Consider the following 25,171-nt stretch of genomic DNA (forward strand, 5'->3'; position numbering starts at 1 on the left):
CCGATGGTACGCGCGGGAGCAGAGGGGGCCTGCTACGCGCGAACGAGCTGGGAGTACTCCACCCCGGTCAGCTCGACGGACTTCTCCCACAGGGCCGCCGCGAGTTTCGTGTTCCGTGCCCCACCGGTGCGCGGCGAGCGCGCCACCGGTCCCCGAACCCCGAACAGTTGGTTCGGACCCAAGTAGTCGTCCGTGCGGACGTCGGGCATCGTCGCCGCGTAGAGCTGTCCGAGCGCACCGTCCTTCTCGTCGTTGCCGACCACCCGCAATCCGAGGTGGGTCACGGCGAGAGCCCCCGGGATCGGCGGAACCATCGAGTCGAAGAGATTGGTGGCGGCGATGCCGGGGTGCGTCGCCACCGAGAGAAGTGGAAGGCCGGCGGCTGCACTGCGCCTGGCCAATTCGCCACTGAATAGAAGGTTGGCGAGCTTCGACTGGTTGTACGCGCCCATCCGGGTGTACTTGCGGCGGTCGAAGTTCAGGTCGTCGAGCACGATCCGGCCGCGGCGGTGTGCGATGCTCGCGAGGGTGACCACGCGCGGGGCCGGGGCGGCGAGGAGCGCCGGGAGGAGCTGTCCGGTGAGCGCGAAGTGCCCGAAATGATTTGTGCCGATCTGCAGTTCGAAACCATCGGTCGTTCGGCCGAAGGGAACGGCCATCAGTCCCGCGTTGTTGATCAGCACGTCGATCCGCGGTGCGACGCCGCAGGCGTGCTGCGCCGCGTCGCGGACCGAGGCCAGGTCGGTGAGGTCCAGGGGAATCAGGTGGTGCTCGGCGTCGCTGCCCGCCTTGCGTATCCGGGTGAGTGCGGCGGCGCCGGTCTGCGGATTGCGGCACGCGAGCAGGACCGTCGCGCCCGCACCGGCGAGCGCCGTCGCGGCGTGGAGCCCGAGTCCGTTGTTCGCGCCGGTGACGAGGATCGTCCTGCCCCACTGGTCGGGGATGTCGCCGAACCCGAAGTGTCTGTTGTCGAGTGGTGTCATGAAGGAACCGTCTCCTCGGGAGGGTTGTCAGATATCCAGGACGACGCGCTCGCCCTGCGTGCGTTCGACGCAGAGCAGCATCTGGCCGGAGGTCCGGCCCTCGTGCTCCACGCGGACGGCACAGGTGCCGCAGAACCCCTGCCGACAGGAGAAGGCGAGCCCGGGACGCACGTCGGAGATCGCGTCGAGCGCCGTCCGGTCGGCGGGAACGACGACCACCTCGCCGGTGCGGGCGAGTTCGGCCTCGAACGGCCGTCCGTCGACGATCGGTGGGGGCGAGAACCGCTCGTAGTGGAATTCGGCACCAGGCGGCAGAGCGCCGTCGATGGCCTCGATCATCGGGATCGGACCGCAGCAGTACACCGCGGACGAATCGGTCACCGCGCCGAGCAGCTCTGCTGCGCTGGGTATTCCGCCGCCGTCGTCGTCGGTGCGCACCGTCACCCGGTCGCCGAACTCCGCGAGCTGGTCCAGAAAGGGCAGCGACTCCCGGTTGCGGCCGGTGTAGACCATCGACCAGTCGAGGCCGAGGCGATAGGCAAGGCGCACCATCGGGAGGATCGGGGTGATCCCGATTCCGCCGGCGACGAAATGCAGACCGTCGGCGGTCGATCCGTGTCCGGGCAATGCCAGGGGGAACGCGTTGTACGGGCCGCGGACCTTCACCGAGGCTCCGGGGTGCAGGAGGTCGTGGACCTCGAGTGAGCCTCCGCCGCCGTCGGGAATGCGCCGCACCGCAATGGTGTACGCGCGACTGTCTGCCGGGTCGCCGCACAGGGAATACTGACGCCGCCGCCCGGACGGCAGCTCGAGGTCGAGATGCGCGCCCGGCCGCCACCGGTCGAGTTCGCCGCCGTCGGGGGCGGCCAGCGTGAGGCTCACGACGTTCTCGTCGTGCGCCACCACTCTGCGCTCACGCACCAGCATTCTCCGGCCGCCGTCGCTGACCGGTGGGGTGAGGTCGGTGCGGTAGAGGAAGCGCAGCGACCGCATGTACGCGGTGGTGACACCGGCGACGGCACGTAGCAGCGGGTCGCGCTGCCGCTTCCCCCACAGATCACCCGGTACGGAGGTCGGTGCCGGATACGTCGGAGTCACTACGCCGCCCTCGCGGCCGGCGACTTGGCCAGGTAGGCGATCGCCTGCGCCGTGTCACCCTCGGCCTGCGGCGAGTACCGGGGGTTGAGGTATCGGAGCGCGCCCCGGAACAGGCTCGACAGTCCGGGCAGGGAACCGCGGCGCATCGCCGCGAACAGCCCCATCCACAGCGAGAAGTAGCCGCGGTCGCGCATGGTCGGGTCGGCGTGCACGATGAACTTCAGCCCGCGCGTCATCACCACCAGAAACGCGAGATCCGACACCAGCATCGCGAGGTTGCGGCGGAAGTACCCCACCCCGAAGTACATGGCGACGTCGTGAGCGACGTTGCGATGCTCGACCTCCTCCGCGCCGTGCCAGCGGTAGAGGTCGGTCATGCTCGGGTCGGCGTCGAAGTCCTCGAGGCGCGCGTTGAGGATCCAGTCGCCCAGGAACGCCGTCATGTGCTCGATCGCACCGATGAACGCGAGCCGTTCGACGAGTTGCTGACGCTGCGCGCGGGCGCTGCCCATCTCCCTGCGGCCCAGCACCTTCCGCATGAGGAATTCCGACTGCAGCACGAACGGCCGCGGATCCACGTCGTGTGCGTCCAGGAACTCGTACAGCACCACGTTGTGGGTCTCGGCGTGCATCGCTTCCTGCCCGATGAACCCGCGGACGTCGGCGCGGAGCCGGTCGTCGTTGATCAGGGGGAGCGCCTCGGTGAATGTCGCGCAGAACCACCGCTCCCCCTCGGGGAGGATCAGGTTGATCGCGCTGAGCGTGTGGGAGGCGATCGGTTCGCCGGGAATCCAGTGTAGCGGGGTCCGGGACCAGTCGAACTTCACGTTGCGTGCCTGCAGGGTCACGTCACCGGGGTCGACGTCGATCGCGTCGACCTTCTTTCCGTTCCGCAGTGCCATCAGTGATCTCCTCGAAGTCGGCTTCGGGCGAGGGGCGCCGTTCGGCCGCGTGGCCGCTGGTACCGCGAGACACGATGAGCGTTACCCGCGGTTACGTTTTGTGCGAGTCGAGTGTCACACCGGCGAACTTCGGTGTCAACCACTACTGCCGTTGTCGGAACACGGTCCCGTACCCTGGGTATCGGCACGCGGTCCAACGAGTATTCGGAGTCCAGGCGAAGTGGCAGAAACAGACACCCCGCGGTCGTGGGACCGGCGGGCACGCGCCCGTGAAGAGTTCATCGACGCCGCCTATCGGGTGATCGACACGCACGGCCCACGCCCGAGCATGAACGACATCGCCAAGGAAGCGGGGGCCACGAAGCCCCGGCTGTACCGGCACTTCGCAGACAAGGCCGACCTCTACAAGGCCATCGCCGACCGCACCACCCACGACGTCTACAAGCTGGTGGCGCCCAAGTTCAACTTCCTGCTCACCACACCGCACGAGGCGCTGAACCATGCCATCACCGGCTACGCCGAGGTGGTCGCCGAGCACCCGAACGTCTTCCGCTTCCTGGCGGACGGCGAGCTGAAACAGGACGGCGCGGGATCCGCCCTGTCCCTCGACGTCGAGCGCGACCTCACCGAGCGGCTGGCAGGCGTCGCGTCGACGATCTTCGAGTCCGTGTCCGCCGAAGTCTCCGACGTCCGGTTCACCGCCCGCGCCGCGGTCGGGATCATGATCTCGACCACCGACCTGTGGCTCGAGTCGTCGAAGGGTTCCGCGAAACCCGACACCGAGTACTTCGTCGGCCAGGTGGCGCCCCTCGTGTGGGGTGTGCTCGACGCGTTCCTCCGTCGCAACGGGATCGAACTCGACCCCACCGAGCCGCTCTATCTCGCGCTCGCCCGCATCAACGCCCCGTGAGTACTTGTCAACCTCCTGTGGTTGATAAGTACTCACGGCGGAAGTGGCTGGACTCCGGGCAGAGGGCGGCGACCGGTGCGACGTCGGTCGCGTAGTCGACGTCGCGGAGCGTCGGCAGCGACAGCACCTCGGCCCCCGCCGCGACGAGGGCCTCCCGGGTGAGGCGTCCGGTGTCCGGACTCGACGTGGGAACCGATCCGATCGCCTCCGTCGCCACGGCGTCGGGCACTCCGAGGATCCACCACCCGCCGTCCTCCGCGAGTCCGAGGACGCACCGGCCTCTCCGTTCGGTGAGCAGGTCCGCCGATTCGGCGAGCAGTCCCGCCGTCACCTGCGGTGTGTCCATGCCGATCTGGAGTATCGGCAGGCCGAACGCGTCGAACGTGTCGGCGTGGGCGTTCACCAATCGCGCCGCGAAATTCTCACCCCGCTGCGGCAGCACCGTGAAACAGTCCAGCGCCGAGGCGATGTCGGTGCCCCGGACCGCCCGGCCAAGGTCGCCCGTCATCGCCACCACCCGCTGCGCGACACCCGCACCGGTGACGGCGTCCAGGGTGTCCAGCAGCGAGGCGGCGGCGAGGTCGGCGGCCCGGGCGTCGCCGACGTCCCGCGCGAGCCGGGTCTTCGCGAACCCGGGTACCGGCGCCTTCGCGACCACGAGTACTGCGACGTCGAGGCTCACCCGATCACCTTCCAGAAGTCGTGGACGGCGACGACGGTGCCCTTCAGCGAACCCGACACCTTCGACGCGCCGGCGGTGCGCGGCCGGTACGTGATGTCGTGTTCCACGACCCGCCAGTGGGCGCGGCCGGCGAGCACGAGAAGCTGCAGCGGATAGCCCGACCTGCGGTCGTCGACGCCCAAGTCGAGGAGGTCCTGTCTGCGCACGGCTCGCATCGCCCCGAGGTCGTGGATCGGCAGGCCGTACCGGCGCCGGAGTCGTGCGGCGAGGACGGCGTTGCCGATCCTGCTGTGCAGCGGCCACGTGCCGCGTCGATCGGCCCGACGCCGTCCCACGGCGAGGTCGGCTCCCGAGCCCAGCGCGGCGACCAGTCGCGGGAGTTCACCCGCGTCCATCGAGCCGTCGCCGTCCAGCACGCAGACCACCGGTGTCTGCGCCGCCAGCACCCCGGCGTGCACGGCCGAACCGTATCCCGGGACGTGCTCCCGCACCACCGACGCACCGTGCGCGCCGGCGACTGCGGCGGTGTTGTCGGTGGAGTTGTTGTCCACCACCACCGTCCGGTAGTCGCGGGGCACCGCGGCCAGCACTCCGGGCAGGGATCCGGCCTCGTTCATGCACGGGATCACGACGGTGACGTCCCGCGCAGAGATCGGCTCGCGCTCAGACACGGGGAGGTCCCGCCGGCACCGCGTCCCTCAGGGGTGCGTGCGCGAACGCCGCGATTCCCTCGGCGGGCATGATCTGCGCCCGGAACCCCAGCCGCTCCCGGGCCAGCCGGGGGTCGGCGACGATGTGCCGCACGTCGCCGGGACGGTACTCGCCGGTCACGACGGGATCGGGGCCACCGTACGAACGCGCGAGCGTCGCGGCCACCTCCCCGATCGTGATCGGTTGCCCCGAGCACACATTGAACGCCGAGAATCCCGGCAGCGCAGACTCGACCGCGGCCACGTTCGCCGCCGCGACGTCGTGGACGTGCACGAAATCCCGCGTCTGCCTGCCGTCCTCGAACACGTGCGGAGGGTCGCCGTTCTCGAGGGCAGAACGGAACATCGCGGCCACCCCGGAGTACGGGGTGTTCCGCGGCATGCGATCGCCGTACACGTTGTGATAGCGCAGAGCCGTCACGGAACCACCGGTGGCCAGTGCCCAGGCCAGCGCATAGTTCTCCTGCGCGACCTTGCCTGCGGCGTAGAGACTCCGCGGCCGCAGTGGCGAGTTCTCCTCCACGAGGGCCCACTCCAGGGGCTTCCCCGTGTCTGGATCTGTCTCGTCGAAGATTCCCGCCGCCAGGTCCTCGGTCCGGCGGGCAGCCGGTTCCACGAACTCGCCCCGCCCGTTGCGGTACCGGCCTTCTCCGTAGACGACCATCGACGACGCGAGTATCAGCGTCTCGCAACCCGATTCGTGCATCGCGGCGAGCAGCGTCGCCGTACCGAGATCGTTGTGACTGGCGTAGGCCGGGGCATCACGCACATCCACACCGGCGCCGACGACGGCGGCCTGATGACACACGACGTCCACACCCCTCAGCAGTTCGATCAGAGCGGGACGGTCGCGGACGTCGGCCCGTCGCACACCGTCCGGTGGTTCGACGTCGGCACCGTGCGCGGACGGGAGCAGAGCGTCCACGGCCACGACGTCGTGACCGGCTTCGATCAGCGCGACGTGGACGTGACCGCCGATGAATCCTGCTGCACCCGTGAGCAGTACGCGTGTTCCCGTCATGGTAACTCGATCGGCAGTGTCACACCCTCGTGGACGCGACAGGCTTCGCAGGGGCCCTCGGGGGCGGCGGCGATCGCGGACCGCACCAGCGTCTTCAAGGACCCGAGATTGCGCTGGAACTCGGCGAACACGTCCACTGCGCGTACCCCGGCGCCGGCCTCGATTCCCGCATCGAGGTCGGTGACCAAAGCGATGGTGGCGTAGCACATCTCGAGTTCCCGGGCGAGGACCGCCTCGGGGTGGCCCGTCATGTTGACGAGGGTCCAGCCCTGCCGGGCGAACCACACGCTTTCCGCCCTGGTCGAGAAGCGCGGGCCCTCGACCACCACCAGCACACCGCCCTCCACGGTGCCCGGCCGGGCGGCGGCCTTGCGCAGGTCCGAGCAGTACGGGTCGGCGAACTGAACGTGCACGCCGCCTCCGTCGAAGAAGGTCTGCGTGCGGCCGCTGGTGCGATCGACCAACTGGTCCGGCACGACCATCGAGCCCGGTCCGAGGTCCGGGGTGAGGCTCCCGGCGGCGCAGGGTGCGAACACCTGCCGCGCGCCCAGTGTGCGCAGCGCCCACAGGTTCGCGCGGTACGGGATGGTGTGGGGCGCGAATTCGTGCCGGGCGCCGTGGCGGGGGAGGAACGCCACCCGCCTGCCCTCCACGTCGCCGACCGTGATCGGGGCGCTGGGGTTGCCGTACGGAGTGTCGATCGTGACTTCCGCGGCGTCCTCGTCGAAGAACGAGTAGAAGCCGCTCCCGCCGATCACGGCGACGTCCGCGCGGGCCGGTTCGCGTGCACTCATTGCGGTCATGCAGTCAATCCTCCGTCGTTATGCTGGGCGCGAGTGCGACTTTCGCCGAAGGAGATGACGTCATCGGATCCCCGCAGCGCGCCGAGGAGCGGAATTTCCGGTACCGCGACGTCGTGGGCGCCGCACTCGCCCTGATCCTGGTGGTGGTCGCGTTCGTCGTCCCGCGCCTGGGAAACGAGACGATCACCCCCATCGTCCACCGCACCGCGGAGAGTGTGCGGGACTTCGCGGACGCCGCGCCGCTGTTCGGGTTCCGCGACGTGCACGTCGGGTGGGGGACGCCGGTCGCCGTCGCCGTCGCGGCGGCGGTCGTGTTGTGGGGGCCGGGCCTGGCGCAGACGTTGGCGTGGCGTCGTCTCACGGTGGGAGTGTGGCTCGTGTCCGCCCTGTGGGCGATGGCGCTCGCGCTGGTCGACGGCTGGCAGCGTGGGTTCGCCGGGCGCCTGACCTCGACCGACGAGTATCTCCACGAGGTTCCTGGTGTCACGGACATCCCGGCGACGCTGCGTGGTTTCGCAGACAGAATCCTGGACCTGCAGCCCGATTCGTGGACCACCCACGTGTCCGGGCATCCGCCCGGTGCGCTCCTGACGTTCGTCTGGCTCGACCGGATCGGACTCGACGGCGGCGCCTGGGCGTCCGCGCTGTGCGTCGCGGTCGGATCCAGCGCCGGCGCCGCGGTGATCGTCGCCGTCCGTGCGCTCGGTGACGAGGCCATGGCTCGGCGCGCGGCCCCGTTCCTCGTCCTCGCACCCACCGCGATCTGGGTGGCGGTGTCGGCGGACGCGCTGTTCGCCGGCGTGGTCGCGTGGGGCATCGCCCTGCTGGCCCTCGCGGCGACTCGTACCGTCCCGGTGCCCGCGCTCGTCGCGGTGGCGGCGGGTGTGTTGCTCGGCTTCGGTGTCTACCTCAGCTACGGGCTCACGCTGATGGCGATCCCGGCGGTCGCCGTTCTGATGATCGCGCGCACGGCCCGCCCGCTGGTCGGCGCCCTGGCCGGTGCGCTCGCGGTGGCGGCCGTGTTCACGCTGTACGGATTCTGGTGGTTCGACGGCTACCAGCTGGTGCAGGACCGGTACTACCAGGGCATCGCGTCGGATCGTCCCTTCGCCTATTGGGGCTGGGCCAACTTCGCGTCGCTCGTCTGCGCGGTGGGGTTGGCGGTGCCCGCCGCACTGCCCCGGGCGTTCGCCTGGTCGCGGGTGCGGGCGCTGTCGCCGGTTCCCGTCCTCGTGCTCTCCGCGCTGGCGGCGGTGGTGATCGCCGATCTGAGCGCGTTGAGCAAGGCGGAGACCGAGCGGATCTGGTTGCCGTTCGAAGTGTGGCTTCTCGCCGCCCCCGCACTCCTGCCGCGCGGAAGCCATCGGTTCTGGCTCGCGGTGCAGGCCGCCGGTGCGCTGACCGTCAACCATCTGCTGTTCACGAACTGGTGACGGCCGGCGCATCCGAGGTGCCGTTCGGGGGCAGACGGTCACTTGGTCGCGATCGTGATGGTGGCGATTCCGACCAGCAACCCCGGCTTCACGGCGTCGGTCTTGAACGTCTCGTTCAGCAGTCCGGCCGCGTCCTCCGAGATCTTGACCTCGGTACCCTGCAGGATCGCGGTGTCGTTCGGGCCTGTCTGCAGCGGCTTCAACGTGCGGCCGTTGAGATCGAACAACACCGCATCGGTGGCCGCGGACGCACCGTTGACGCTCACGTCGCCGGTGAGAAGCGACGTGCCCGGGTCGATCGCGAAATCGGTGAGTTCGACGACGGTGCCGGGCGCCGCCAGCGACAATCCGCTGCCGTCGTGCATGATCTCGCCCTGTACGTAGGGGTCGACCGTGCCCGGCTCCCAGTACTTCACGTTGCCGCCGGTGATCGGGAAGCTGACCGATCCGTCGGCGAGGGCCGCCGTACCCACCACTCCGGGTGTGAGGCCGAGCGTCGTCAGGGCACCGGTGAAGCCGGAATCCAGTGCGACGGCGGTACTCACCCCGGTCAGGTTGTCGACCTGGGCGACGGGTGCGGGTTGCGTGGATGCTGCTGTGCTCACATTCGACGACGCATTCGAGTCGTTGCTCGAACACGCCGCGAGCGGGGTCAGGGCCAGGGTGCCGATGGCCGCCGCTACGAGTGCTTTTCGATAGTTCGACATGATGATCAAACAGCCTTTCCGGAGGAAGGGGGTGGGTGAATGTTCACTAGGTATTCGGTGCGACCTCGCCGGCGGATGGGAGCTCTTTACGCCCATTCCATCCGCACGAAGTACCGATTCGCGTGCTGCAGAACATCGATCACGCTCAGTCCGGCGGCGCGGGCGACCCCGGACACCGCCGCGACACCCACACTCGCCCAGGCGAACCATTCTCCGGCCAGATGCTCCGTCTCCCAGCGCAGTAGTTCGTGACGAACTCCTGTCGTGGTCGGCGGATCCACCTCGGCGATGACAATTCCGTGTGGTTGCAACAGGTCTCGCGCGCGGCTCAGTATCCGCACCGGCTCTCCGCCGATGCCGATGTTGCCGTCGGCGAGCAGCACCCGGTCCCAATGTCCGGACCGCGGAAGCGGCGCGAAGAGGTCGCGGTGCAGCGCGAGGCCGCCGCGGCGGATCGTGAGTTGGACTGCTGTGAAGGACGAGTCGACCCCCAGCGCCGAGACACCGGCCGAGACGAGCGCCGCGGTGAGGCGGCCCGGTCCGCATCCGAGGTCCACGGTGGCGCCGTGACACCCGGTGAGCATCACGCGGTCCGCGATCCGATCGGAGAGGGTGGATGCGTCCCCGCCCATCCACCGGCCCACCGGCAGGGGGCGACGCGTCCCCCGTGCGTCGCGCACCCAGCACGGGAGACCCGCGGACGCGCGGCGCATCAGGAGGTCCGTGGAGACGTCGGTTCTCCTCATGGGGCGCTCACCGTGTCACCAGTCCTGCGGGACAACGCGAGTCGCATGGCGTAGGCGACGGCGGACACCGCGAAGAACGCGGCGGTGAGCAGCAGCCAGCGTTCGAGGAAGGGTTCCTGCGTCAGCCCCGTCGCAGCGAGATACGCGTCGGCGCCCTGCTCGATGATCCCCGGCAGGAACAGCAGCAGCGTCAGACCGGACGCGAGCGCCGGCACGCGAATGTAGTTGAGTGCCGAAACCGACCGCGGTCGTGGAGTTCTCCTGCCCCGCATCGCGTTCAGCCCGGACGTCAGGGACCGGTCCGCGAGCGCGTACAGCGGAAACAGCACGAGGTCGTGCGCGATCACCGCGCCGAGGAACCACACGGCGATCGACTTCCACCACACGTCCTGATTCCACAGATTCTGCGGACCGACCACCGCCACCGCATATCCGGCGAGGGCGAACGTGAACAGTACGGCCAGCAGATGCAGCGGGTTGGCGCCGTAGAAGCGGGCGAATCGGCGCATCTCACGCCTCCCGGAATTCGATGGCCTGCACCCATTTGGTGTTGTGGACGCCGGGCAGGGCGGGAACGATGATCCGGGCGGGGTAGCCGTGGTCGAGGGACAGGTCCGCGCCGTTGACCTCGAGGGCGAGCAGGGCGTCCGCGTCGAGCACCTGATCGGATGTGAGCACCGCCTGGTTGAACGCCCCGGATCGTTCCAGCGACGTCACCTTCGCCGACGCGAACGCGGTCACCCCGGCGGCGTCCGCGAGGTCACGCAGTCGCACACCCGTCCACGTCTCGGTGGTGGACCATCCCTCGACGCACGCGATCGGAAGGGACGCGGTGTGCGACGGCATGGCGCGCAGCTGACTTCGGCTCAGCTGCACGGGTTCCGCGCCACCTGTCACCGAGAGCCGCCAGGTGTCGCCGGTCTGCTCCGGGGTGATCTGCGCGGCTGCGGCGGTGCGGTTGATCTGAAAGTCGTTGGGACCGTCGCCGTACGAGCGGCCGCGGGGGAGAAGCAGCGCGGCATTGCGCAGGAACCCGCCGGTGGTCTGCCCGACCGACAGGACGGCGACCAGTGCGGCGCCGCCACCGACCAGGGCGAGGGCGCCGCGGCGGCTGATCGTGGGCGAGGTGGGGTCTTCGGCCACGAGGCCGTTCTCGTCCGGCGGTTCGGGGCGCGTGTCCGCGCGGGAGGTGCGCAGCACTTCACGGAACGACCGGGAACGCAGCGACCTCACCATCAACGGCACCTTCAGGATCGTGTGCGTCACGAACCCGGCGATGAAGACCCACGCGCCCCAGTAGTGCGCCGTGTAGAAGTCGAAGCCGAAGATGTAGTCGTACTGGATGTTCAGCACCCCGGTGATGATCTCGAACAGCGCACCGCCGACCAGGGCGATCAGCGACAGACGTTCGAGCGCCTGCGCCGGCGACCGCACCGGCGGAAACACGAACAGTTTCGGGATCACCGACCACAGCTTGGCGAGCACGATCGGCACCAGGACCAGTCCGAGCCCGACATGCAGCCCCTGCGTGAGCCGGTACAACCACGACGGCCGGGTGGGCCACGCGAAGTACGGAAGGTGCAGCCACCCGACGTCGCCGGGACGGGCCTGCCCGAACTGCGGACCGTACGCGATGTACGAGAGCAACCCCGTGACGATGACGACCGGAAGTCCGATCAGCAGAACGAGGCCGAATACCGAGGTCAGCCACGGTCCGCGCAGTGGACTGCGTAATCGTGGGCCGCGAGAGTGGTCGGTCATGGTGTATCAATCCCTCCGGCTCGATCATCTCGAGCCTCAGAGGTAATTCGGTGCCGCCGCCGTGCAGGACTGCTTCCCCCGTGAGTACTTATTAACCGCGGGAGGTTAATAAGTACTCACGGGTGCGCGCCGTGCCGGATCTCGTCGCGGGGCTGGTCGTACCGGACCATTTCGTATCCGATCATCGCGAGCAGGACCGCGGTGAGCACGCCGAGGGTGGCGAGGGCCGGGATGTGCCAGACGACGGGGAGGAGCGCGATCAGGACGACCGCCGTCACGACGCGCGGCACGGTGACCGACCTCGTCGCGTAGGCCTTGAACGCGACCAGCGCGAGGAGGTACAGCGCCGCCCCACCGAACAGTGCGATCAGCGGCCAGCCGTACAGCGGGTCGGTGAGCCGGTGATGGTTGCCGTCGCCGACGTACGACAGGATCTTCTTCAGGCCGAGCGACAGCATCACGATCCCGATCACCATCGGCAGGTGCAGGAAGCTGTAGCAGTTGCGGGCGATCTTGATCTGACGCGCACCGGTTGCCTTCTCGAAGGCGTGCTCGACGGCCAGTGACGTGACGTCGAAGTACGACCACCACAGCAGCCCCGACACCGCGAGTCCCAGCAGCGAGGCGACGATGATCGCCCAGGAGATCGGCAGGCTCGCGACGCCGATGCCGATCGACACGATCGACTCACCGAGCGCGACGATGATGATGAGGCCGTGTCGTTCGGCGAAGTGGCTGATCGACCGCAACCGCCAGTCGGTGCCGCCGATCAGTGTGCCGATGTAGTCGCCGGCGAGGGCGAGGATCCACATCACGGTCTGCGCCGTGCCGGTGAGCTGCGACGCGATGAGCAGGAACACGGTGCCGGTGACCATGCTCGGCGCGAACCGCAGCACCTGACCGCGCAGCTGGGGGTCGGTGCGGCTGATCACCCAGAACATCACCAGGTGCAGCAGGCGGACGACGAAGTAACCGAGGGCGAAGATGACGGGGCCGTCGAGTCCGCCGGTCAGATCGTCGAACGCCTCGGGGATCGTCAGAGCAGTGATGAACATGGCGCCCATCGCGCCGAACATCACCACCCGCACGATGCCCTCGTCGGCGCGTACGAGGTTGCAGAGCCAGGCGTACCCCACCCAGCTCCACCACAGGACGGCCATCACCAGTGCGCCGCGCAGCAGGTTCACCCCGGTGGGGTCCTCGGCCATCAGATCGGTGACGCGGGTGAGGGCGAACACGAAGACGAGGTCGAAGAACAGCTCGAGCGGCGACACCGACGCTCGTTCTTCGACGAGGCGGGGACGCAAACGATGGGCGAAAGTCACGGAGAGAATGCTGCCACCGGACGGCGACGCGGCAAAGTCCTACGAACTGCGGCGGTCAGTGGGGTCGGGCGCAGCCTTTCGTTCGGGGGAGCCGACGGGGGTGCGGGGGATCCGCCCGGTGAAGAACAACGCCGCGATGGCGAGCAGTGCGGTGACGGCGTACGCCACCTGGAGTGCCTCGAGTCGCGCGTCGGAATTGATGTCGAGGATGTCCTGGGCGGTGGCGTCGGGGACCGACGCCTCCTCCAGGGCCGCCGCCAGTTGAGTGTCGGAGAGGAACGGGACACCGCTCGCCAGTTCGGTGGTCGCCCGCTCTTGGACCGACTGCGGAACGTCGGGATCGGCTTGGATCCCCGCGACGATCGAGGTGCTCAGGGTCGCGATGAGCACCGATCCGATGAGCGCCGTCCCCAGGGACGCGCCGAGGTTGGTGGCGGTGTTCTGCAGCCCGCCGACCTCGGCGCTCTGCGAGTCGGGGACGGCCGAGACCGTGACGGCGCCGAGTTGGGAGGCCAGTGCACCGAGTCCGAGCCCCATCAGCAGCATCGGAACGGCCACAACGCCGGCGTTGGCCCCGGGGTCCATCCCGGCCACGAGGAACAGGATGCCGACGATCATGGACGCCAGACCGAACCGGACCACCCTGCGCGGGTTGGCCTCGGGCCGGAGTTTGGGGATCCCGGCAGCGGCCAGCAGCAGTGCCACGGACAGCGGGATGAGCCGGATCCCGGTCTGGAGCGCGTCGAGTTCGAGCACCACGGACAGGAACAGGGGGACGGTGAAGAACACGCCCGCTTGGACGGTGAACTGGGCGAAGAACATGCTGAGCCCGCCGGCGAGTTGACGGTTCCGCAGCAGCCGGGGGTCGATCAGCGGCTCGCCGCCGGTGTCGGCGAGATGGGCTTCCCACCGCAGGAACCCGTAGAGCACCAGGAGACCACCCAGCACCAGCCACACGACCGGCGACAGTCCCGCGATCGCGGTGCCGCCGGGCTTGGCCTGCACCCAGCCCCACTCGCTCGAGCGGAGGACGCCGAACACGATCATCCCGAGGCTCACCACCGACAGCGCCGATCCGACCAGGTCGAGGCGCACCTTCGCCGGTGGAACGTCGTTGATGCGTCGGAGCACCAGCAGGATGAGGAGGACGATCACCACCTCGCCGGCGAAGACATACCGCCACGACGCGAACGTGGTCACCGCACCGCCGATGAGGGGTCCGGCGGCAACTGCCATCGCACCCGCCGCGGCCACCAGACCGTAGGCGGCGGGACGCCTTTCGGCCGCGAAGTTCGCCGCGACGAGGGCGACGATCGCGGGCATGATCAGCGCGGCGCCGATCCCTTCCAACAGGGACCATCCGATCAGCAGCACCGCCAGGTTGGGGGACAGCGCCGTGGTGAGCGAGCCCGCGCCGTAGACGATCAGGCCGAGTGCGAACGCCTTGCGCCGACCGATGATGGTGCCGATCTTGCCGCCGGTGATCATCAGCGTCGCCATGACGAGCGTGTACAACGTGATGGCCGTCTGGATGCCGGTGATCGTGGTCCCGAGATCCGACGCGACCGTCGCCATGGACACGTTCATCACGGAACTGTCCAATGTCATCAGAAACTGGCTGGACGCCAGCACCGTGAGCACCAGACCGGACCCGGCGACCGCGACCGACTCTTTGCCTGAACTCACGACGGCCTTTCCTGGGGCATCTCGAGGCTCGCTCCGGTGAACACTTCCGTGAGCTGCCGCTGGGGAAGGTCGGTCTCAGCGTCGCATGGAGGCACGCCCCGAAAATCATCCGAACAGGGTGAAAGCTCGTGAGACGGTCTCGAACCGGATTATGCTCGGAGAATGGCCGGAATTCTCGTGGGGGATCCCGGATTATTGTGACCGAGCCCTGATCCGGGGTGACATCCGCGGATCCCCTCGGCATGTACGAAGAGAGGTTTTCCGGTGAACGATATCGACCCGGAGGATAGCGGGCCCATCGATTATCTCGTGGTGGAGTTCCCTGCCGACCGAAGACCGGACGGATCAGCGCTGGCGATCCTCCGCGAACTCGTCGAGCAGGGCACCGTGCGAGTGCTCGACCTGGTCTTCCTTCGCAAGGAAACGGACGGCTCCGTCGTGGCGATCGACGTCGTCGACGTCGGACTCGTGGGCGATATAGATGTGTCGCTCTTCGCCGAGGCCTCGACCGGCCTGCTCGACCTGACGGACATCGCCGACGCCGGATCCGTACTCGAGCCAGGTGCTTCGGCTGCGGTACTGGTCTACGAGAACACTTGGGCCGCACCGCTCGCAACCGCCCTGCGTCGCAGCGGAGCGCAACTCGTGGCGTCGGGCCGCATCCCTGTACAGGGCATCCTGGCGTCACTCGACGCTCTCGAAGCCAGAAGCTGAAACCGAGGACAACACCATGCCTGGACTTCTCCGCGGGATCGCCCGCACCGCCGTCATCGCCGGAACCGCGACGTCCGTGTCGAATCGAGTGTCTCGACGTCAGGGCCAGCGGTGGGCGGCGAAAGAGCAACCGCAGCAGCAACCGCAGCAGCAACCGCAAGCCCCGCAGAACGAGGCCCCGGCCTACTCCCAGGCACCCCCGCCGCAGGCCGCCCCCACCCCCTCCTCGGGCGGAGGCAGCGTCGACCGGATCGCCGCGCTGAAGGATCTCGGAGAACTCAGAGCCCAAGGTGTGCTCACCGAAGCCGAATTCAGCGCCGAGAAGGCGAAGATCCTGGCGTCCTAGGACGACCCCGGCAGTCGCCTACTTCATCCACGGCATGAAGGTCGCGAAGCCGGTGGCGACCACCCGCTGATACGACGACCCGATGACGCGGGCCAGCACGTCGAGGGCCTTCGCCTCCCAGCCGATGATCACCCGGGCTTTCCCCTTGCGGACTCCGTCGAGGATCGACTTCGCGGCCATCTCCGGCGAGTGCAGGGCCAGCCGCTTGTCGAAAAAGTCCGCGAAGGTCTGTGCGTCCTCGTCCTCGGCGACAGTGGCGTTGCGGGCCACGGCGGTCTTGATGCCTCCGGGATGCACGCAGGTCACCTCGACGGGGTGCTTGGCGATCAGCATCTCCTGCCGCAGCGACTCGGTGAAGCCGCGCACGGCGAATTTCGCGGCGTTGTAGGCGCTCTGGCCCGGCACGGCGATCAGCCCGAACAGGCTCGAGATGTTGACGACGTGCCCGTCGCCGGACGCGATCAGATGTGGCAGAAAGGCTTTGGTCCCGTTGACGACGCCCCAGAAGTCGACGTCGATGATCCGCTCGATGTCCTTGAACTTGGACTTCTCGACGTTGCCGTTGTAGCCGATGCCGGCGTTGTTGTAGACCTGGTGGACCGTGCCGAACGTTGCGACGACGGAGTCTGCGTATTCCAGCATCTCTTCCCGTTCGGCGACGTCGATTCGGTCGGACCTGACCTCCGCGCCCAGCGCCTTGGCCTGGCGGACGGTGTCGGCGAGTCCGACGGTATCGACGTCGGAGAGGGCGAGCCTTGCGCCCCTCTTCGCGAGATCGAGGGCGAGGGCCCGGCCGATGCCGGATCCTGCTCCGGTGACGACGGCGACTTTTCCTTCGAACGTGCTCATGTGGATGCAACCTTTGCTGTGTCGGGGTGAATTTCCTGGATGTGACGGCGCAGTGCCGCGCCGAGGTCGGTGACCGCCTCGCGTGCCTCGGCGAGGAGGCTGACCTGGAGGTGGAAGTCGTGCCACAGGTCGTCGAACCGGCGATGGTGGAGGACGCCCGCCGCAGCGGCGACGGCTGCTTCGATCTTCTCCGCGTCGACGGAGATCGGATCGTCGCCGGCCGTGTGCATGACGATCGGCGGCAGACCTGTCATGTCGCCGTACACCGGGGAGATGCCGGGCGATCTCGGATCGTGCTGTCCGGCATAGCGCGGGGCCCATTCGGCCGTCATGGACGGCAGGATCAGGGGATCGCGCAGCACCGGTCGCGACCGGTCGACGTCGATCGCGAGGTCGGCCCACGGGCAGATCAGGCCGAGTGCGGCCGGGGCGGGGAGGCCGCGGTCACGCAGTGCCGTCGCGAGCGCCAGCGTCAGTCCGCCGCCGGCGGAATCCCCCGCGACGACGGTGGTGTCCGCGTCGAGGCCGTCGTCGAGTAGCCGGGAGTAGACCGCGACCATTTCCTCGAGGGCAATCGGGTAGCGGGATTCCGGCGAGCGTGAGTAGTCGGGGATCACCGCCGTCGTCCCGGCGGCTGCGGCGAGGTGCGCGACCAGGCCGCGGTACCCCTTCGCGCTTCCGAGGGCGTATCCGCCACCGTGGAGGTAGATCAGCGTCCCCCCGGTGGTGTGCGCCGGCCGCACCCGCACGACGGGGACGCCGGCGACCGTGTCGCGCTCGAACCCGGGTGCCACGAGGCGGGCGGGCGGCGGCCGTCACCATTTCGACCATGAGGCGCTTCGCCCCGACGGGCACGCGGTGGGACGCGAACAGGGGGCGTGCGCTGCGCAGGCAGGCCCGGATGGCACCTCGGCTGACGTTCCTCATGCCGGCGCGCCGAACTGCAGAATTCCGTCGTGAACAGGGTCGTCGAGGAGCATCGTGGAGTCCTTCTCGTAGTGCATGAGAACCTTCCACGGCTCCGCGGACCCCTGGCGGGGCATGACGTCCTTACCGCGCTGCACGTACCCGGACTGCAACTGATCGAGCATGCCGATGTCCATCGCGGAGTTCTCGACGTCGCGGGGCGTCGCGACGGTGTGACCGACCTCGTCCATGTACCGGAGGAGCCGGCACAGGTAGGCGCCCGCGATATCGGACTTCAGGGTCCACGGCGCGTTGGTGTAGCCGAAAACCCATGCCAGGTTGGGGATTCCCTCGACGAGCACGCCCTTGTAGGTCATCTGACCGTGCAGCGGACGGGGCTGCCCGTCCACGGAGAGTTCCATTCCGCCGAGCATCTGGATCTTCAGGCCGGTGGCGGTGACGACGACGTCCGCCTCCAATTCCAGGCCCGACTTCAGCAGGATGCCCTTCTCGGTGAACGTGTCGATGTGATCGGTGACGATCGACGCGTCTCCCGACGACAGCGCGGTGAAGAGGTCCGCGTCCGGCACCGCGCAGAGGCGCTCGTCCCACGGCATGTAGTTCGGCGTGAAGTGGCTCATGTCGAATCCGGGGCCGAGGCGTCGTCGCACCTGCCAGAGCAGGAATCGGCGCATTTGCCGCGGCCACCGTCGGCACGCCAGGTACAGCCCGCGCTGGAGGGCGATGTTGCGCTTGCGGCCGAACGAATACACCCACTCGGCGGGCAGGAATCGGCCCAGCACCTCGGAGATCTTGTCGAGGGCGGGGATCGAGAAGATGTACGACGGCGAGCGTTGCAGCATGGTCACGTGCTCTGCATCGCCGGCCATCGACGGGACCAGCGTGACGGCGGTGGCGCCGCTGCCGATCACGACGACCTTCTTACCGGTGTAGTCGAGGTCCTCCGGCCACTGCTGTGGGTGGACGCACCGGCCCCGGAATCGGTCCGTGCCCGGGAAGTCCGGCAGGTGGCCGGCGTCGTAGTCGTAGTAGCCGGTGCAGCTGACCAGATACCCGCAGGTGTAGGTGCGGATGTCGCCGGTCGCCTCGTGCAGGGCGGTCACCTTCCAGCGTTCCTCGGCTGTCGACCAGTCCGCCCCGACGATCTTCAGGCCGTAGCGGATCTTGTCCTCGATGCCGAACTCCCGCGCGGTGTCCGCGATGTACCGGCGGATCGACGCACCGTCCGCGAGCACCTTCGAGTCACGCCACGGCCGGAACTTGTAGCCGAACGTGAACATGTCGGAGTCGGAACGAATACCGGGGTAGCGGAACAGGTCCCACGTACCGCCCAGCCGCTCGCGGCGCTCCAGCACCGCGATGCTCTTGTGGGGGAACTCGGCCGTCACCTGGCAGGCCGTTCCGATGCCGGACAGTCCGGCACCGATGATCAGAACGTCGAAATGTGTCGTGCTCATGGCTTCCTCGCGCTTCTGCCTGCTGGATTCGCAGGATGGGGTACAAACAGAATGACTGTGTGCCACGTCACAGGTCTTGACACTTTCGGACATGCTTTTAGCATTTCCCGACATCGTTTCCGGCGAGAGGAGAGAGTTGACCCCGTGGGAAGTCTGATCCGGGCCACGAACCTCTGGGGGTACGGCGACCTGATGCGGGAGCTGGGCGCCGACCCGGAGTCGTCCCTCGCGCGCTTCCACATTCCACCGGGAGTCGAGCACGAGGAGGACGCGTTCGTGTCGTTCGAGGCGGTCGTGCACGTGCTGGAGGCCGGCGCCGCCGACCTGGGCTGCCCGGACTTCGGGCTCCGGCTCTCGCACTGGCAGGGCCTGGACATCCTCGGGCCCGTCGCCGTGATCGCGCGGAACGCCCAGACCGTGCACGGCGCATTCGAGGCGATCGCTCGCTACTTCTACGTGCACTCGCCCGCCCTGAAGCTGACCGTTGAGCCGCGCACCGCAGGCGACGTCCGGTTCGTCTACGAGATGACGGAACCGTCGCTGCCCTATCTGCCTCAGGGATACGAGCTGGCGATGGCCAACGGCGTCCGCATCCTTCGGCTACTCGGCGGCCCGGATGCGCGTCCCTCGCTGATCTCGTTCGTGCACGACCAACTCGGGTCGGACGCCGCCTACCGCGGCGCGCTGGACTGCCCCGTCCTGTTCGGTCAGACGTGGTGCGGGTTCGAACTGCCCCGAGTCCTGGCGGACCGGCGGATCGACAGCGCAGATCCGGAGACCCGGCGCATCGCCACGAAATACCTGGAAACGCATTACCTGCCGAGCACCGCGGCGCTGTCCGAACGCGTGGCCGAGTTGGCCCGGCGTCTGCTGCCCACCGGCCACTGCAGCGCTGAGGCCATCTCCGACCAACTGTCGATGCATCCGCGCACGCTGCAACGGCGGCTGGCCGAGGAGGGTGTGCGATGCCAGGACCTCATCGAACGGGAACGTCGCGCCCAGGCGGCGAGATACCTCGCCGAACCGGGATTTCATCTCGGCCAGATCGCGGGACTGCTCGGCTATACCGAACAGAGCACCCTCAACCGTTCCTGCAGGCGGTGGTTCGGGAAGACGCCGAGGCAGTACCGGGCCGACCTGCACCCGTGAGTACTTATTAACCGCGGGCGGTTAATAAGTACTCACGGGCGGCGGAGCCGCACGGGCTACTTGACGCCGCCGGCGGTGAGGCCGGACACGATGCGCCGCTGCAACAGCAGCACGATGATGACGAGCGGGATGGTCACGACCGTTCCCGCTGCCATCACGGACGTGAACGGCTCCTCGTGCGGCTTGCTGCCCGCGAATTGTGCGATGGCGACGGTGGCCGGCTGGGTCACGTCGTTGGACAGCTGACTGGAGATCAGGTATTCGTTCCACGACGCGATGAACGCGAGGATCGCGGTGGTGAACAGTCCCGGCGCGGCCAAGGGCAGCAACACCATTCGGAAGGCCTGCCGCCTGCTGGCCCCGTCGATTCGGGCGGCCTCCTCGAGTTCCCACGGCAGTTCCTTGAAGAACGCGGTGAGGGTGTAGATGGTGAGGGGCAGCACGAACGAGATGTTCGGGATGATCAGCGCCTGGTACGTGCCGAACCAGCCCATCGACGTGAACAGTTGGAACAGCGGTGTCAGGACGGCGACACCCGGGAACATCGACGCCGCCAGGATGATTCCGAGGACGACGTGCTTTCCCCGGAACTGCAGTCGCGCCAGCGCGTACGCGGTGCCGACTCCGACGACCAGACCGATCGCGGTGGTGACGGCGCCGATGATCGTGCTGTTGACGAGTGCCCTGGCGAAGTGGTTGCCCGCCTCCGTCGAGAACACGCTCGCGAAATTCTCCAGCGTGACGTGGGTGGGCCACGGGGTGGTGTCGAACGTGTAGTCGGAGTGGCGGAAGGCGGTGACCACCATCCAGTAGACCGGGGCCAGACCCCAGACGACGATCACCGCCAGGCCCAGGTAGGTGCGGATGGAGGCGAGCGACGGTGCCCGGCGCCGGCGTGCCACCGCGGCACGGGGGATCCCCGGTGTGACGACTGCTGTGGACATGGATCAGGCCTTTCGCTGCTGCTCTTGGGTGTCGATCACGTTGACGCCCATCACCTTCACCAGTACGTAGGCGACGGCGAAGATGAACAGGAACGTGATCGTGGAGAGGGCGGACGCGCTGTTGAAACCTTGGCGCATCTGGTCGATCACCAGGATCGACAGCGTGGTGGTGGCGGTGCCGTCGCCGCCACCGCCGCCGGTGAGGATCGCCGGGAGGTCGTAGATCCGCAGGACGTCGAGCACCCGGAAGAGGACCGCCACCAGAATGGCCGGCTTGATGAGGGGCAATGTGATCGACCGGAACCGTTGCCACGCATTGGCGCCGTCCATCCGCGCCGCCTCGTACACCTCGGCGGGCACCATCTGCAGTCCGGCGAGGATCAGCAACGCCACGAACGGTGTGGTCTTCCAGGCGTCGGCGATCACGACGGCGAACCGGGCGGGCCACGTGTCACCGGTCCACAGGATCTCCGTGCCGAGCAGTTTGTTGGCGATGCCGTCGTAGGCGAAGACGAAGTACCACAGCTTCGCGGTGACGGCGGTCGGGATCGCCCACGCCACGAGGATGCTGGTGCGCAGCAGTGCCCGACCGCGGAACGCCCGGTTCATGATGGTGGCGAACCACAGTCCCAGCGCGACCTCGATGGCAACGGTGACGACGGTGAAGAACACGGTGACCCACATCGACTGCCAGAACAGCGACCCCAGCGTGCCGCCGGGGCAGGACACCGACGCTCCGGTCGTGTCGGTGCACCGCTGGAAGAGCCAGTGCGTGTAATTCGACAGACCCGCGAAACCCTGGTCGACGAACTTGCCGGTGGCGGGATCGATCGTCGGGTCCTTGAACAGCGACATCACCATGGCGCTGACCACCGGGTACAGAACGACGATGCCCAGCAGGATCATGGTCGGCAGGATCAGGAACATCGCCGCCTTGCTGCGGCCCTTCCGCGGTCGCGCGCCCTGCGGTTCGCCGGATCTCACGCCGTCCCGACGTGGGGGAGCGGGCGTCTTCTCGAGTGAGAGTTCGTGAACGGTCATCGGCTGTCTCCTCTAGGACCCGGCCGCGGCGATCGCGGACTGGATGTCGGCGGCGGCCTGGTCCACCGTCTTCTCGCCTTTGATCGCGGCGTAGGCGTTGTTCTGCACGGCCCGGGTGACCGCGGGATAGAACGGGGTGACCGGCCGGGTCACGGCGTTCTCGATCGACGTCTTCAACGTGGGGAGGTACGGGTACTGCTCGATCAGTTCCGGGTCGTCGTAGACGTCGGCGCGGACGGGGGCGAGCGATCCCTGCGACAGGAAGAACGCCTGTGACTTCTTCTCCAGGAAGAACTTCAGGAAGTCCGAGGCGGTCGCCTTGTGCTCGGAGTACACGTTGATCGCGGCGCTGTGCCCGCCGAGTGTCGAGTGACCGGGTCCGCTCTTCCCCGGCAGCGGCGCCACCGCGAACTTGCCCGACACCGCGGAACTGCCCTGACCGTCCATCAGGCTGTACGCGTACGGCCAGTTGCGCATGAACAGCAGGTCGCCGCTCTGGAACGCCTGCCGCGCCTGCTCCTCCTGGAAAGTGACGGACTCGCGGGGGATGGCACCCGAACGGTAGGCGTCGACGAGCGATTGGAGGCCCGCCTTGGCTTGCGGGGTGGTCATCGTCGGGGTCACGCCGTCCGGTCCGAGGATCGACCCGCCCGCGGTGTTGATGGCCTCGGACGCGTTGACGGTCAGCCCCTCGTACTTGGCGTACTGCCCGGCGTAGCAGCCGATTCCGGCGTGCTGTGCCGTCCCGCACGCGCCGAGGAGTTCGTCCCAGGTGGCAGGCGGATGATCCACCAGGTCGGTGCGGTAGTAGAGCAGGGCGCCGTCACTGGTCTGCGGGGCCGCGTACAGGACGTCCCCGTACGTGGCCCCCGCGACCGTCGCGGGGAGCAGCCCGGACGTGTCGATCGCCATCGGGCCCTCGAGCGGTTGCAGCCATCCGCGGGCCGCGAATTCGGCGGTCCACACGACGTCGACGACGGCGACGTCGTACCCGGAGTCGCGGGACTGGAAGTGCTGCACCAGGTCCTCGTGCTGCTGGTCTGCCTGGTCGGACTGTTCCTTGAACGTCACCTTCTCCCCGGGATGGGTGGCGTTCCACTCGTCGATCAGCGGCCGGATGACGTTCGAGTTGTCCTTGCCCTGCACGTAGGTGATGGGTCCGCGGCCGTCGAGGTTCTCCTTCTCCGCCTGCGCGGCGGCGTCGAGGCCCTGATCGGCGCAGGACGTCGCCGCGAACAGGACGCCGACGGCCACCGCGCAGGCGGCGACGCGCTTCATCGTGATTCACCCGCGCCCGGTTCCGACAGCCACACCGCGGCGTCGGACGGGAGAACTCCGCCGGTGATGTCGGCGACCGAACCGAGTACGACGGTCAGTCCTTCGGGCAGTGTGATCGGTTCGGCGCCGGTGTTCACCCAGCACTGCACTGCGCCGCGGGCGAACGCGAGCACGTCGCGGGGAGTGTCGAGCCACTCGACGGCATGCGGGGTGTCGAAGAATTCTCGTCGCAGTTCGAGCGCCTCGCGGTACAGCGTGAGGAACGACTCGGGGTGGCCGGCCTGCGCTTCCGCGGTGTGCGGGGCCCAGTGCCCCGGCTGCGGAAGCCACGTGTCCTCCTCCGCGTCGAACGGGGAGAAGCCGTACGGCACTGCGTCGTTCGACCACGGGATCGGAACTCGGCAGCCGTCCCGGCCGCGGTCGGTGAAACCGGTCTGGAACCACGTCGGATCCTGCCGGACCTCGTCGGGAAGGTCCTCGACCTCTTCCAGTCCGAGTTCCTCGCCCTGGTAGATGTATGCGGTGCCCGGCAACGCCAGCTGCAGCAGCGCGGCCGCGCGGGCACGACGCCGACCCAGTTCGTGGTTCGGTTCCTCGAGCGCCCAGCGGGCCCGCTCCCAGTCGGTTTCGACCAGGTGGTCGGGCTGTGAGCGCGAGTAGCGGGTGACGGTGCGGGGAACGTCGTGGTTGGAGAGCACCCACGTGGCGGGTGCGCCGACGGTGGCCGCCTGCTCGAGCGCGTCGTCGATCACGGCGCGGATGCTCACAGAACGCCACGGGGCGCGCAGGAAGTCGAACTGGAACGCGGTGTGCAGCTCGTCGGGCCGCAGGTACCGGGCCAGGCGGTCGTTGCCGGGCACCCAGGCCTCGGCGACGAAGACGCGGTCGGCGTAGGTGTTGGCGACGGCCCGCCAGCCCCGGTACACCTCGTGGACGGCATCCTGATCCCACGCGGGGTGGGGGTCGGTGTGCTGCGAACCGGGAAGGCGCTCACCGGCATCGGGGAGTGCGGGATCCTTGGCCAGGCCGTGGGCGACGTCGATCCGGAAGCCGTCGACGCCCTTGTCGAACCAGAAGCGCAGGATGTCCTCGAACTCCGCCCGGACCTCGGGGTGCTCCCAGTTGAGGTCGGGCTGGGCGGGAGCGAACAGGTGCAGGTACCACTCGCCGGTGTCCAGGCGGCTCCATGCGGGACCGCCGAATGCGCTCTGCCAGTCGTTGGGCGGCTCGGCGCCCGCCGGACCGCGGCCCGGGCGGAAGATGTACCGGTCGCGTGCCCCGGGCTCGTCGCGGAGGGCGGCCTCGAACCAGCGGTGCTCGCTGGAGGTGTGGTTGGGCACGATGTCGAGGATCACGCGGATCCCCAGCTCGTGGGCCTCGGCGATGAACGCCTCCCCCTCCGCGAGCGTGCCGTACGACGGCTCGATGTCACGGAAATCGGCCACGTCGTAGCCGGCGTCCGCCATCGGCGACGGGTACCAGGGATTGATCCACACGGCGTCGACGCCGAGGTCGGCGAGGTAGGGCAGCTTGGAACGCAAGCCGGTGAGGTCGCCGATGCCGTCGCCGTTCCCGTCGGCGAAGCTGCGGATGTAGACCTGGTAGACGACGGCCGTCTTCCACCAGGCTTCTGGGTGCCGGCTCGCGACGGTGGTTGCGGTCGACTCCACGGACTGGGTCATCGAATCTCCTCGGTGGG

The 25,171-nt window shown here is 68.3% G+C and carries 24 protein-coding genes and 1 pseudogene; 5 read left to right on the top strand and 20 right to left on the bottom strand.

Annotated features, from left to right (window positions below; all coding sequences use genetic code 11):
* Window positions 1-32 precede the first annotated feature (32 nt).
* The 3 genes from ACLIVD_RS03010 to ACLIVD_RS03020 are packed head-to-tail and all read right to left on the bottom strand — an operon-like array spanning window position 33 to window position 2,983.
* Complete coding sequence (locus ACLIVD_RS03010) at window positions 33-983, bottom strand: oxidoreductase (protein ID WP_491931915.1); 951 nt, start codon at window positions 981-983, stop codon at window positions 33-35.
* Between the two features lie 27 nt (window positions 984-1,010).
* A complete protein-coding gene (locus ACLIVD_RS03015; RefSeq protein ID WP_491931916.1) occupies window positions 1,011-2,081 on the bottom strand; it encodes a PDR/VanB family oxidoreductase in 1,071 nt (356 codons plus the stop codon).
* Entirely contained in the window at window positions 2,081-2,983 is a 903-nt protein-coding gene (locus ACLIVD_RS03020) for a metal-dependent hydrolase (RefSeq protein WP_491931917.1), read from the bottom strand. Before ACLIVD_RS03020 ends, ACLIVD_RS03015 begins: the two co-directional genes overlap by 1 nt.
* Before the next feature lie 220 nt (window positions 2,984-3,203).
* Between ACLIVD_RS03020 and ACLIVD_RS03025 the strand changes: the two genes are divergently transcribed.
* Complete coding sequence (locus ACLIVD_RS03025) at window positions 3,204-3,893, top strand: TetR/AcrR family transcriptional regulator (RefSeq protein WP_491931918.1); 690 nt, start codon at window positions 3,204-3,206, stop codon at window positions 3,891-3,893.
* A gap of 7 nt (window positions 3,894-3,900) precedes the next feature.
* Here the strand turns inward: ACLIVD_RS03025 and ACLIVD_RS03030 are convergent, their stop codons facing one another.
* Genes ACLIVD_RS03030 through ACLIVD_RS03045 form a run of 4 tightly spaced genes read right to left on the bottom strand, consistent with a single transcriptional unit; the run spans window position 3,901 to window position 7,109 of the window.
* The gene (locus tag ACLIVD_RS03030) at window positions 3,901-4,575 is read right to left on the bottom strand and encodes a TIGR04282 family arsenosugar biosynthesis glycosyltransferase (protein ID WP_491931919.1); all 675 of its coding nucleotides are present in this window, start codon (window positions 4,573-4,575) and stop codon (window positions 3,901-3,903) included.
* Window positions 4,572-5,246 carry a glycosyltransferase family 2 protein gene (locus ACLIVD_RS03035; protein ID WP_491931921.1) on the bottom strand — a complete coding sequence of 225 codons (675 nt, stop codon included), beginning with the start codon at window positions 5,244-5,246 and terminating at the stop codon, window positions 4,572-4,574. Before ACLIVD_RS03035 ends, ACLIVD_RS03030 begins: the two co-directional genes overlap by 4 nt.
* Window positions 5,239-6,306 (bottom strand): NAD-dependent epimerase/dehydratase family protein, encoded by a 1,068-nt coding sequence (locus tag ACLIVD_RS03040; protein WP_491931923.1) that lies wholly within the window; start codon window positions 6,304-6,306, stop codon window positions 5,239-5,241. Before ACLIVD_RS03040 ends, ACLIVD_RS03035 begins: the two co-directional genes overlap by 8 nt.
* Entirely contained in the window at window positions 6,303-7,109 is an 807-nt protein-coding gene (locus ACLIVD_RS03045; protein ID WP_491931924.1) for an S-methyl-5'-thioadenosine phosphorylase, read from the bottom strand. Before ACLIVD_RS03045 ends, ACLIVD_RS03040 begins: the two co-directional genes overlap by 4 nt.
* 20 nt (window positions 7,110-7,129) lie before the next feature.
* On the opposite strand from ACLIVD_RS03045, the gene ACLIVD_RS03050 reads away from it, so the two are divergent.
* A complete protein-coding gene (locus tag ACLIVD_RS03050) occupies window positions 7,130-8,542 on the top strand; it encodes a hypothetical protein (RefSeq protein ID WP_491931925.1) in 1,413 nt (470 codons plus the stop codon).
* A 38-nt stretch (window positions 8,543-8,580) separates the two neighbouring features.
* Here the strand turns inward: ACLIVD_RS03050 and ACLIVD_RS03055 are convergent, their stop codons facing one another.
* From ACLIVD_RS03055 to ACLIVD_RS03080, 6 genes are all read right to left on the bottom strand, one after another.
* On the bottom strand, window positions 8,581-9,249 hold the full coding sequence (locus ACLIVD_RS03055) for a hypothetical protein (RefSeq protein ID WP_283332783.1): 669 nt from the start codon (window positions 9,247-9,249) through the stop codon (window positions 8,581-8,583).
* Window positions 9,250-9,335: 86 nt separating this feature from the next.
* Complete coding sequence (locus ACLIVD_RS03060) at window positions 9,336-9,995, bottom strand: methyltransferase domain-containing protein (protein WP_491931926.1); 660 nt, start codon at window positions 9,993-9,995, stop codon at window positions 9,336-9,338.
* A complete protein-coding gene (locus ACLIVD_RS03065; RefSeq protein ID WP_283332785.1) occupies window positions 9,992-10,504 on the bottom strand; it encodes a hypothetical protein in 513 nt (170 codons plus the stop codon). The genes ACLIVD_RS03060 and ACLIVD_RS03065 overlap by 4 nt, the downstream gene beginning before the upstream one ends.
* 1 nt (window position 10,505) lies before the next feature.
* Complete coding sequence (locus ACLIVD_RS03070; RefSeq protein WP_491931927.1) at window positions 10,506-11,756, bottom strand: molybdopterin-dependent oxidoreductase; 1,251 nt, start codon at window positions 11,754-11,756, stop codon at window positions 10,506-10,508.
* Window positions 11,757-11,872: 116 nt separating this feature from the next.
* Complete coding sequence (locus ACLIVD_RS03075; protein WP_283332787.1) at window positions 11,873-13,081, bottom strand: low temperature requirement protein A; 1,209 nt, start codon at window positions 13,079-13,081, stop codon at window positions 11,873-11,875.
* A gap of 39 nt (window positions 13,082-13,120) precedes the next feature.
* Window positions 13,121-14,767, bottom strand: coding sequence for an MFS transporter (locus ACLIVD_RS03080; protein ID WP_283332788.1), 1,647 nt, complete (start codon window positions 14,765-14,767; stop codon window positions 13,121-13,123).
* 264 nt (window positions 14,768-15,031) lie between these two features.
* Between ACLIVD_RS03080 and ACLIVD_RS03085 the strand changes: the two genes are divergently transcribed.
* Both ACLIVD_RS03085 and ACLIVD_RS03090 read left to right on the top strand, forming a co-directional pair.
* Window positions 15,032-15,481 carry a DUF6325 family protein gene (locus ACLIVD_RS03085; protein ID WP_283332789.1) on the top strand — a complete coding sequence of 150 codons (450 nt, stop codon included), beginning with the start codon at window positions 15,032-15,034 and terminating at the stop codon, window positions 15,479-15,481.
* Window positions 15,482-15,497: 16 nt separating this feature from the next.
* Window positions 15,498-15,827 carry an SHOCT domain-containing protein gene (locus ACLIVD_RS03090; RefSeq protein ID WP_317570831.1) on the top strand — a complete coding sequence of 110 codons (330 nt, stop codon included), beginning with the start codon at window positions 15,498-15,500 and terminating at the stop codon, window positions 15,825-15,827.
* 18 nt (window positions 15,828-15,845) lie between these two features.
* Here ACLIVD_RS03090 and ACLIVD_RS03095 read toward each other — a convergent pair whose 3' ends face one another.
* The 3 genes and pseudogenes from ACLIVD_RS03095 to ACLIVD_RS03105 all read right to left on the bottom strand — a co-directional run bounded on the left by ACLIVD_RS03095 (window position 15,846) and on the right by ACLIVD_RS03105 (window position 19,060).
* Window positions 15,846-16,676 (bottom strand): SDR family NAD(P)-dependent oxidoreductase, encoded by an 831-nt coding sequence (locus ACLIVD_RS03095; protein ID WP_283332791.1) that lies wholly within the window; start codon window positions 16,674-16,676, stop codon window positions 15,846-15,848.
* Window positions 16,673-17,603, bottom strand: a pseudogene (locus ACLIVD_RS03100) (alpha/beta hydrolase). The gene ACLIVD_RS03095 and the pseudogene ACLIVD_RS03100 overlap by 4 nt, the downstream one beginning before the upstream one ends.
* A complete protein-coding gene (locus ACLIVD_RS03105) occupies window positions 17,600-19,060 on the bottom strand; it encodes a flavin-containing monooxygenase (protein ID WP_491931928.1) in 1,461 nt (486 codons plus the stop codon). The pseudogene ACLIVD_RS03100 and the gene ACLIVD_RS03105 overlap by 4 nt, the downstream one beginning before the upstream one ends.
* Window positions 19,061-19,252: 192 nt before the next feature.
* Here ACLIVD_RS03105 and ACLIVD_RS03110 point away from each other — a divergent pair, with 192 nt between their 5' ends.
* Window positions 19,253-20,209, top strand: coding sequence for an AraC family transcriptional regulator (locus ACLIVD_RS03110; protein WP_283332855.1), 957 nt, complete (start codon window positions 19,253-19,255; stop codon window positions 20,207-20,209).
* Between the two features lie 56 nt (window positions 20,210-20,265).
* Here the strand turns inward: ACLIVD_RS03110 and ACLIVD_RS03115 are convergent, their stop codons facing one another.
* Genes ACLIVD_RS03115 through ACLIVD_RS03130 form a run of 4 tightly spaced genes read right to left on the bottom strand, consistent with a single transcriptional unit; the run spans window position 20,266 to window position 25,154 of the window.
* Window positions 20,266-21,153, bottom strand: a complete 888-nt coding sequence (locus ACLIVD_RS03115; RefSeq protein WP_005562109.1) for a carbohydrate ABC transporter permease — start codon at window positions 21,151-21,153, stop codon at window positions 20,266-20,268.
* Between the two features lie 3 nt (window positions 21,154-21,156).
* On the bottom strand, window positions 21,157-22,194 hold the full coding sequence (locus ACLIVD_RS03120) for a carbohydrate ABC transporter permease (protein ID WP_491931929.1): 1,038 nt from the start codon (window positions 22,192-22,194) through the stop codon (window positions 21,157-21,159).
* Window positions 22,195-22,206: 12 nt separating this feature from the next.
* Window positions 22,207-23,472, bottom strand: a complete 1,266-nt coding sequence (locus ACLIVD_RS03125; protein WP_491931930.1) for an ABC transporter substrate-binding protein — start codon at window positions 23,470-23,472, stop codon at window positions 22,207-22,209.
* A complete protein-coding gene (locus tag ACLIVD_RS03130; RefSeq protein WP_491931931.1) occupies window positions 23,469-25,154 on the bottom strand; it encodes a glycoside hydrolase family 13 protein in 1,686 nt (561 codons plus the stop codon). Before ACLIVD_RS03130 ends, ACLIVD_RS03125 begins: the two co-directional genes overlap by 4 nt.
* Window positions 25,155-25,171: the final 17 nt, after the last annotated feature.

It is taken from the genome of Rhodococcus sp. G6(2025), from assembly GCF_058628105.1.

Coding starts and splice junctions, on each gene's coding strand:
- ACLIVD_RS03090 (WP_317570831.1), top strand. CDS start 15,498: ATGCCTGGACTTCTCCGCGGGATCGCCCGCACCGCCGTCATCGCCGGA.
- ACLIVD_RS03125 (WP_491931930.1), bottom strand. CDS start 23,472: ATGAAGCGCGTCGCCGCCTGCGCGGTGGCCGTCGGCGTCCTGTTCGCG.
- ACLIVD_RS03105 (WP_491931928.1), bottom strand. CDS start 19,060: ATGAGCACGACACATTTCGACGTTCTGATCATCGGTGCCGGACTGTCC.
- ACLIVD_RS03010 (WP_491931915.1), bottom strand. CDS start 983: ATGACACCACTCGACAACAGACACTTCGGGTTCGGCGACATCCCCGAC.
- ACLIVD_RS03055 (WP_283332783.1), bottom strand. CDS start 9,249: ATGTCGAACTATCGAAAAGCACTCGTAGCGGCGGCCATCGGCACCCTG.
- ACLIVD_RS03040 (WP_491931923.1), bottom strand. CDS start 6,306: ATGACGGGAACACGCGTACTGCTCACGGGTGCAGCAGGATTCATCGGC.
- ACLIVD_RS03020 (WP_491931917.1), bottom strand. CDS start 2,983: ATGGCACTGCGGAACGGAAAGAAGGTCGACGCGATCGACGTCGACCCC.
- ACLIVD_RS03060 (WP_491931926.1), bottom strand. CDS start 9,995: ATGAGGAGAACCGACGTCTCCACGGACCTCCTGATGCGCCGCGCGTCC.
- ACLIVD_RS03070 (WP_491931927.1), bottom strand. CDS start 11,756: ATGACCGACCACTCTCGCGGCCCACGATTACGCAGTCCACTGCGCGGA.
- ACLIVD_RS03130 (WP_491931931.1), bottom strand. CDS start 25,154: ATGACCCAGTCCGTGGAGTCGACCGCAACCACCGTCGCGAGCCGGCAC.
- ACLIVD_RS03045 (WP_491931924.1), bottom strand. CDS start 7,109: ATGACCGCAATGAGTGCACGCGAACCGGCCCGCGCGGACGTCGCCGTG.
- ACLIVD_RS03115 (WP_005562109.1), bottom strand. CDS start 21,153: ATGTCCACAGCAGTCGTCACACCGGGGATCCCCCGTGCCGCGGTGGCA.
- ACLIVD_RS03065 (WP_283332785.1), bottom strand. CDS start 10,504: ATGCGCCGATTCGCCCGCTTCTACGGCGCCAACCCGCTGCATCTGCTG.
- ACLIVD_RS03095 (WP_283332791.1), bottom strand. CDS start 16,676: ATGAGCACGTTCGAAGGAAAAGTCGCCGTCGTCACCGGAGCAGGATCC.
- ACLIVD_RS03050 (WP_491931925.1), top strand. CDS start 7,130: ATGCTGGGCGCGAGTGCGACTTTCGCCGAAGGAGATGACGTCATCGGA.
- ACLIVD_RS03120 (WP_491931929.1), bottom strand. CDS start 22,194: ATGACCGTTCACGAACTCTCACTCGAGAAGACGCCCGCTCCCCCACGT.
- ACLIVD_RS03110 (WP_283332855.1), top strand. CDS start 19,253: ATGCGGGAGCTGGGCGCCGACCCGGAGTCGTCCCTCGCGCGCTTCCAC.